4 protein-coding genes are annotated in these 2,556 nt (G+C 35.7%); all 4 read right to left on the bottom strand.

The genetic code is table 11. From position 1 onward, the window contains the following. The coding region (locus ACRCJ0_RS11840; protein ID WP_431390539.1) for a cell wall-active antibiotics response protein LiaF at nucleotides 1–515 on the bottom strand (515 nt) is incomplete at its 3' end. 183 nt (nucleotides 516–698) lie between these two features. Continuing rightward, entirely contained in the window at nucleotides 699–1,178 is a 480-nt protein-coding gene (gene greA, locus ACRCJ0_RS11835; protein WP_003140974.1) for a transcription elongation factor GreA, read from the bottom strand. Between the two features lie 118 nt (nucleotides 1,179–1,296). Then, nucleotides 1,297–1,932: a uridine kinase gene (udk, locus tag ACRCJ0_RS11830; protein WP_003140972.1), complete on the bottom strand. Its 636-nt coding sequence runs from the start codon at nucleotides 1,930–1,932 to the stop codon at nucleotides 1,297–1,299. Nucleotides 1,933–2,060: 128 nt separating this feature from the next. Beyond that, nucleotides 2,061–2,556: endolytic transglycosylase MltG (gene mltG / locus ACRCJ0_RS11825; protein WP_431390538.1), on the bottom strand; the 496-nt coding region annotated here is incomplete at its 5' end.

Here is a 2,556-nt window from a genome sequence, read left to right as displayed (position 1 = left end):
GGCACAATCGTTGACCCGAAATCAATAAAGGTATTGGCATAGAGATGGTACATCTCCACATCTTCCCAGGCATATACTTCTTCCTTGTAAGGACCATTATTAAATAAATGGTCAAATTCTAAGAAGGCTTCCTTTTCTTGATCCTTAAAAACGCCATCTTCTGCATCCACAATTTTTGTTTGTCGCAAGGTTAGGTCATGATGGTCATTTTCCGACTTGTCTCTCACAATCGCATAGTAGATCAAGCCAATAATCACAATAGCCAATAAAATACTTGAAACATAAGGCAAGGTCACAATCCCAATAAAAATTAGAAAACAACCAATGGCAACTAGTATCAAGTTCAGCCAACTTTGCTGCTGTTTCTTTGTATTCATTTTTATTTTTATCCGGTTAGATACGGCTAAAAGTCCGCAACCGACAACAATGGAAATCAAATTTTCTGGTCTAACCAATAAACCTGTAAAAACAATCAATCCGGCAAAACAAGCTAAAATCATCCATAGATTTCTCATATTGCCCTCCATCCTATTTTTATACTCTAATCATACCACTTCTACATTTTACTATATATGACCATTTTATGAGAACTGAATCCCTTTTACATTGGTCCTAAGCCTTAAAGATTTTCATTTATAGCAAAAAAGACATACCCCAACCACGCGAATGGTAGGAATATGTCTTGAAATTTGCTTGAATTAGATTGCGTCAACGCTTGTGATTTTAACAACCATGTCGCCGCCTGGTGTTTCGATCGTTACTTCATCATTCACACCTTTACCAATTAATGCTTGTGCAATCGGTGATTCATTAGAAATTTTACCATCTAATGGATCTGCTTCTGCACGACCAACAATTGAGTAAACTTCTTCGTCGCCATCTGGTAACTCAATAAAAGTTACTTTACGACCTAATGAAACGATACCTTCATCGATTTCATTTGGATCGATAATTTTAGCGTAACGAACCATTTTTTCTAATTTTTGAATTTGCCCTTCAACGAAAGCTTGTTCATCCTTAGCCGCTTCATATTCAGAGTTTTCTGATAAATCTCCGTATGAACGTGCGATTTTGATTCGTTCTACAATTTCTTTGCGTTTTACAATTTTTAACTCGTCTAAATCTTGTTGAATTTTCTCAAGACCTTCTTGGGTCATTGGGTATACTTCTTCTGCCATACTTTTACTCCTAACAACAATAGTAATTTCAACTTATCAAAAGTGAATAGACCCACAATATCATGGAACTAGAAATTTTGCAATACACTTTATCTGATATCTTCTAATAAAATTTTAATTAATCAATTTTTAAATCATTTGGAATGATTGAACGGATTTTTGTCGTCATCAAATCGATTGCAACATTATTTGATCCACCTTCAGGGATGATAATATCCGCGAATTTCTTTGTAGGTTCAATAAATTGCTCATGCATCGGTTTAACAATCGATGTGTACATGTCGATAATTGAATCTAAAGAACGGCCACGTTCAGCCATATCACGTTTAATACGACGGATGATACGAATGTCGTCATCTGTATCTACAAAGACCTTAATATCCATCAAATCACGAAGCTCTTTATCAGAGAAGATTAAGATACCTTCAATAATAATAACTTCTTTTGGTTCTACACGAATCGTTTCTTCTGCACGATTGTGTTGAGTGAAATCATAAACCGGCATTTGGACAGCTTGTCCATCCAATAATTGTCTAATATGCTCGCTAAGTAAGTCATTGTCAAATGCAAATGGGTGGTCGTAGTTAGTTAACACACGTTCATCCATTGTTAAATGACTTTGATCTTTATAATAAGCATCTTGTGGAATATAAGCTAAACTTACATCTCCAAATTCTTCAATAATTTTACGGGTTACAGTAGTCTTACCAGAACCAGTACCCCCTGTTACACCAATTATGATTGGCTTACGCATTCAAAACACACCTTCCTGATATTAAAAATAAGCTCGAATTCACTGCTATTAAATATAGAGAAAAATGTTCTCAATTGCAAGTAAATTCAAGCTATTTTTATTTTTTTAATCGTATTTGACCCGTCTGATTATAGGTCGGCATTCTCTTCAGATACATATTGTTCAACTAAAGCATCATGCTCTTCGTATGTTTCTGAATAATATACTTCACCAGTAGTTAAATCGGCCACAAAGAATAAGTAGTCAGATTCAGTTGGATTCATAGAAGCTTCGATAGCTTCGATACCAGGGTTGTTAAATGGTCCCGGTCCAAAACCAGTATTGATGTATAAGTTATACGGTGAATCAACTGCTGCATCCTCGTTGGTTACGTATGCAGAATGTGTATTATTCGCATATAAAACTGAAATATCTGATTGAATTGGCATATCGATTTCTAAACGGTTCATGAATACACCAGCGATCAATTCACGGTCTTCTAGTGAAGATGCCTCTGCTTCAACCAATGAAGCTAAGGTTAAGAATTCATGGAAGGTGAAACCAGACGCTTCAATTTCAGCAGTGTGGGTTTGACGAACATTTTCCATTTCCCCAACCATCATAGTCACGATGTCTGCAACCGTT

Source organism: Aerococcus sp. L_32 (assembly GCF_050689315.1).
This window is presented reverse-complemented; position numbering and strand designations above follow the sequence as displayed.

Bases quoted from the DNA above. Each gene is read 5' to 3' on its own strand.
- udk (WP_003140972.1), bottom strand. From the start codon at position 1,932: ATGCGTAAGCCAATCATAATTGGTGTAACAGGGGGTACTGGTTCTGGT.
- greA (WP_003140974.1), bottom strand. From the start codon at position 1,178: ATGGCAGAAGAAGTATACCCAATGACCCAAGAAGGTCTTGAGAAAATT.